Genomic DNA, 5248 nt, shown 5'->3' on the forward strand with positions numbered 1-5248 from the left:
GGCCTGCCCCTCCTCGTCCATCTCCCTGCCGCCCGGGACGAGTTGCAGCGCCTTCTGGCCGACCGTAATCAGCGGGAGGACGCGAACGCCCTCGCCGTCACCCCAGAAGCCCTCGACGGCTTCATCGCCGGTTCCGAGACCCCGGCCGCCGGGCAGGGCCCGATCACGTATCCCGGCGGCAGCGAGGCGCCGTACGCGCTGCTGAAACGTGCACGGCGCGCGGGTCGCCCCCGTGCGTGGCAGGGCAGAGCTTACCCGCCGTCCAGGGCGAGCCGTGAACGTCCATACAGTCCAGGGGGTCCAGGTCAGGGCCCTTTCCGGATGGCTTGTCTAACCCAGTCTGTGAGACGCGCGTGAGAGATTGCGATGCTCGTCAACGAGGGAGCTACCGATGACCAGGACGGGGGCGTCCTCGGGCCCGCCGAAGCGGTACTGGAGCGCCCGGGGCAGCTCATTCGCGGAATGCGCCCCCTGGCCGCATTCCTGCGGGAGCGGCAGGACCTGCGGATCCTGCGTGGCGTGTGCGCCCGGCGATAAAGGAGGGGCGTGCGGATTCTGCGGTACGGGAGGGGCGTGCGCGGCGGCGGTGCCTGCGGATCGGGCGGTGGCGCGGGTGAGGAACCCGGCCTTCGTGGCGAGGCCGGTGAGGGGGAAGTCGGCGAGAACGGGGGCCAGCAGCCGGTGGGCCCGGCCGTGGCAGTAGTTGGGGGCGGTGTCGATCCAGCCGGACGGCGAGCTGGCCGCGCGCTGGGCGGCGGCGGCCAGCTCCTCACCGGCGATGCGGTAGGTGCCCAGCCCCAGCAAGGCGGTCACCGCCTCGCCGCGCGGACGCTGGCGATCTGAGCGGAGACCAGTGCGCTCACGAGCGCGGCCGCGTCCTCGGCCGGGACATGCGCGGCGGCCGCCAGGTCGCGCAGGGAGTGCCAGCCCGGTTGCAGGAGCCGGCGGAGGAGAGGTGCGGCGGCCGCCGCGGCGTCGATCTCCTGCCCCGCGCCCCGCAGCCGGACCAGATCCTCACCGCCGACGGACACTTCGGTGACCCGGGCCCGCCCGGTGGCAAGCCGCACCTGAAAGTCCCCGTCCGGCGCAACGCCGTCCAGTTTCGGCAGGGACGGCCGCAGCCGGCCCGTGTCCTGCGCGTCCTGGGCTGCCGCATACCGCTGCAGAAGCCCCGGCTCCTCCAGTGCGGCCGTCACTTCCCTGGCCAGCGCCGAGACGAACGCCGCCTGGGCCTTCTCGCCGGCGTGCAACGGCAGGTCCGTACGGAAGGTGTTGCTGCCGAGGAGTTCGTCGGCCAGCCACCCCAGCAGCCCGGTCACCGGTGTGCGGCGGGCTGATACCGCACGTGAGGTGCAGGGAGTGGGTGCCCTGGTCGGCGGTGACCGCGTGCCACCAGCCGCGCGGCAGGCAGAGCAGGTCTCCGGGCTGCAGGACCAGATCGGCGACCGGCTCGGCCGGCGTCGCCCCGTCCCCCGAGATCGGGGAGCAGGCATGTCCTGCGGCTTCGCGTCAGATCCGGCTGGGGCGAAGTTGTCCCGGCGGGCCGTCGTGGTCGCGGCGCCAGGTCACCAACGGCGATCGTGACAGGGTGTTCCACCCTTGACAGGTGCTGGAAGGAGCCGGCCCCGTACCAGGCGCACGTGCTCCCGGCGCACCCGCGGCCAGGCCCGGTTCCGGTCCGCCCCGCTCAGGGACGGACCGGGGGCCTGTCGAGGTATGGTCCTTCCCCGTCCTGCGGGTCCGGGCGGGTCGCCTCGTCCAGCAGTTCCAGGATGTGGCGGTAGGGTCTGCCGGTCGCCCTGGTCATGCCCAGTTCGCAAGTGCGGTTGGACGAGGCGTAGGCGGCGAAGTCACGGGAGGTGACCTCGACCGCCTCGGGGGCGGTCGCCGCCGCGGTCAGCTCGGGGTGCAGCAGTCCGCGGTCCCCTGCGAAGGCGCAGCACCCCCAGTCGAGCGGTACGACGACATCCGGCGACAGATGGCGGGCGATGGCGGCCAATGCACCCGCCCCGATGTGCGCGGCGGACGGCCGTGCCTGCTGTGAACGGTGGGACGAGCAGGTGGGATGGATGGCGATGGAGGCGATCCGGCGCCTGAGTGGCAGGCGGTCGAGCAGGATGTCATGGGCGTAGTCGACCGAGTCGAGGATGCGCAGACCGCGGTACGGGGAGTCCCCGGCGACAGCCTCCTGCATGATCGTCAGGCCCTCGGTGCATGAGGAGGCGTCGCAGACGACGGGCAGTGCTCCCCCGTCACTCGCGTCCCACAGCGCGGGCAGTACCCGGGCCGCCATGATGGCGTACCCCTCCTCAAGTCCCTTGGATTTCCACGGGGTTCCGCAGCACAGGCCGGCGATCGCACCGGGGATCCGGACCTCGATACCCGCCCGTGCCGCCAGGGCCTGGAAGGAGCGGCCCGCGGATGTCGTGTCCCCGCTCCCTTCCGTGGGGCGGTCCGGGCCGAAGACGGCACCCGTGCACGAGGGGAAGAAGACGATGTCGGCGGATTCCACCGGTGCCGCCCTCCGCGCGTCACCGCCGCCGGGCAGCCGCCGGTCGTACAGGGGGACCTGTTCGCCGCCGAGGAGGCGGCGGGCTCCCCGGGTCACCGCGGTCGTGACGCCGGGGAGATGGGCGGCTGCCGTCAGGCCGGCGCCTGCGAGCCGGGAGGCCCCTGCCCAGTGACGTGCGGCTGTCCGCCATCCGGCCCGGGCCGCCGCCGGGGCCCCTTCGGCACGGAGCCGGCGGACGAGGTCCCCGGTGTTGATGTCGAGTGGGCACGCGGTGGCACACATGCCCTCGGCCGCGCAGGTCTCGACCGCGGCGTACCGGTAGTCGGAGCCGAGCCGCCGCGCCCGGTCGGTGTCCCCCCGCTCCTCGGCGGCCTGGATCTCCCGGCGTACCACGATACGCTGACGTGGTGTCAGGGTGAGGTCCCTGCTGGGGCAGACGGGTTCGCAGTAGCCGCATTCGACACAGCGGTCCACTTCCGGTTCCACAGCGGGTGTGACCTTGAGATCGGCGAGGTAGGAGTCGTCGGTGTCGCTGAGCAGCACTCCGGGGTTGAGGATCTTCCGAGGGTCGAGCAGCGCCTTGATCTCGCCCATGACGTCGTACAGTTCGTCGCCGTACTGCCGCCGCACGAACGGCGCCATGATGCGGCCGGTGCCGTGTTCGGCCTTGAGGGTGCCGCCGAGGCCGAGGACGAGGTCGACCATGTCCTCGGTGAACGCCGCGTACCTGTGGAGTCCGGCCGGATCGTCGAAACGCTCGTTGATCATGAAGTGGAGGTTGCCGTCCTTGGCGTGGCCGAAGACCACCGACTCCTCGTACCGGTGGGTGCGGAAGAGTTCGTCGAGGGCATCGCAGCCGCGGGCCAGGTCGGGCACCGGGACGGCGATGTCCTCCAGCAGCGGGCTGGTGCCGGGCGGACGTGCTCCGGCGACCGCGGCGTAGAGGCCCTTGCGCATCCGCCACAGCGCGGCCCGGTGTCCGCTGTCCGGGGTGAGCCGTGCGGGCGAGGACAGGGGAAGGGTTTCGAGCATCCTGGCGATCGCCGGTTCCGCCGCGGCCGACGCGGCGTCGCTGTCGTGCCGGTACTCCACCAGCAGCCCGGCATGGCGTACGACGCCCAGGTCGCGCAGGTCGTCGGGCACCACACCACGCTGGGCGACCCGAAGGGCCCGTGCGTCCATGAGTTCGACGGTCGCGGGGCGCGAGCGCAGCAGTTCGGGCAGTGACGCGGCGGCGTCCCGCAGATCGGGGAAGACCAGCAGCGCGGTCAGCGCCGACGGCGGTGCGGGCACGGTCCGGAACGTCGCCTCCGCGACGAACCCGAGCGTCCCCTCACTCCCCACCATCAGCCGGGCCAGGATGTCGACCGGCCGCTCGTGGTCGAGCAGCGCGTTGACCGCGTACCCCATGGTGTTCTTCATCGCGAACAGGCGCCGTACGGTCGCGACGGCCTCCGGGCTCCGGCGCACCCGGTCACGGATGTCGCCGAGGCCCCGGTGGACGCCCGGGGCGAGCCGGCGCAGGGTGTCGTCCGCGTCGGCCCGCCCGGTGTCGAGCGTCGTTCCGTCGGCGAGCACGACGGTCAGCGACTCCAGGGTCCGGTAGGCGTTGGCGTCCGTCCCGCAGGCCATGCCCGACGAGTTGTTGGCGATGATCCCGCCGACGGTGCAGGCGACCTCGCTCGCCGGGTCGGGGCCGAGTTTGCGCCCGTACCCCGCCAGGCGCGCATTGACCGCCCGCAGGGTCGCACCGGGCTGCACCCTGACCCTGCGGCCCTCGTCCATCACCTCGATCCGCCGGAAGTGCCGCCGTACATCGAGCATGACGCCGTTGCTGACGGCCTGCCCGCTCAGGCTGGTGCCTCCCGAACGGAACGTCACCGCGGTCCCGCTCTCCCCGCTCACCCGGAGGATGCCCGCGACCTGGGCGGCCTCCGACGGTGCCACCACGGCCCGCGGCGTCAGCCGGTAGTGCGACGCGTCGCCGGCCATGGCCACCCGGTCGATCTCACGGTCGGTGTACGAGCCGTCCGTGCCGACGAGCCGCCGTATCCGCTCCCTGACCTGGTCGGAGATCATCGCAGGAAGGCGCCCGTCACCCCGCCGTCGACCGGGATTATCAGCCCCGTGGTCAGCGGCAGGCTCCCGTCGCTGAGGGTGAGGACGGCCGCCGCGATGTCCTCCGGAAGGACCTCCTGCTTGAGCAGGGTGCGCTGTGCGTAGTAGCCGCCGAGGTCCTCGGCCGCGACACCGTACTGCGCGGCGCGCTGACTGGCCCACTCGCCCTGGAAGATCCCGGACCCCCGGACCACACCGTCCGGGTTGATCCCGTTCACCCGGATGCCGTGCTCCCCCAACTCCGCCGCGAGCAGCCGCACCTGGTGCGCCTGCCCTGCCTTCACCGTGCTGTACGCGAGGTTGGCGGGACCGGCGAAGACCGCGTTCTTGCTGGCGATGTAGACGATGTCGCCCCCCATGTCCTGGGCCAGCAGGACACGGGCCGCGGCCCGGCTGACCAGGAAGGAGCCCCGGCCCATGACGGTGTGCAGCAGGTCCCAGTTCTCCGCCGTCGTCTCCAGCAGGCCGCCCGGGATCACCAGGCCGGCGTTGTTGACGACGAGGTCGAGCCCGCCGAAGGCCAGGACGGTCTCCCTGACGGCGGCCTCGATATCGGCTTCCACCGCCACATCGAGTGTCGCGGCCACGGCGGTGTCCGGGCCGCCCACGGCCTTGGCG

Annotated in this window: 4 protein-coding genes and 1 pseudogene; all 5 read right to left on the bottom strand. The window is 72.5% G+C overall.

Annotation, left to right across the window (positions count from 1 at the left end):
- Positions 1 to 330: 330 nt before the first annotated feature.
- On the bottom strand, positions 331 to 813 hold the full coding sequence (locus tag ACWF94_RS32625) for a hypothetical protein (protein ID WP_453496800.1): 483 nt from the start codon (positions 811 to 813) through the stop codon (positions 331 to 333).
- Positions 810 to 1319 (bottom strand): hypothetical protein, encoded by a 510-nt coding sequence (locus ACWF94_RS32630; protein ID WP_453496803.1) that lies wholly within the window; start codon positions 1317 to 1319, stop codon positions 810 to 812. Before ACWF94_RS32630 ends, ACWF94_RS32625 begins: the two co-directional genes overlap by 4 nt.
- A gap of 13 nt (positions 1320 to 1332) precedes the next feature.
- A pseudogene (locus tag ACWF94_RS32635) lies at positions 1333 to 1479 on the bottom strand (JmjC domain-containing protein); the annotation flags it as partial.
- A 208-nt stretch (positions 1480 to 1687) separates the two neighbouring features.
- Positions 1688 to 4591 (bottom strand): FAD-binding and (Fe-S)-binding domain-containing protein, encoded by a 2904-nt coding sequence (locus ACWF94_RS32640; protein ID WP_453496805.1) that lies wholly within the window; start codon positions 4589 to 4591, stop codon positions 1688 to 1690.
- Positions 4588 to 5248 (bottom strand): SDR family oxidoreductase (locus ACWF94_RS32645; RefSeq protein ID WP_453496808.1); only part of this gene is annotated, 661 nt, incomplete at its 5' end. The genes ACWF94_RS32645 and ACWF94_RS32640, both read right to left, overlap by 4 nt.

This window comes from Streptomyces sp. NPDC055078 (assembly GCF_053607985.1).

What these genes read in the sequence shown, in the direction of transcription:
- ACWF94_RS32640 (WP_453496805.1), bottom strand. Translation starts at nt 4,591, where the DNA reads ATGATCTCCGACCAGGTCAGGGAGCGGATACGGCGGCTCGTCGGCACG.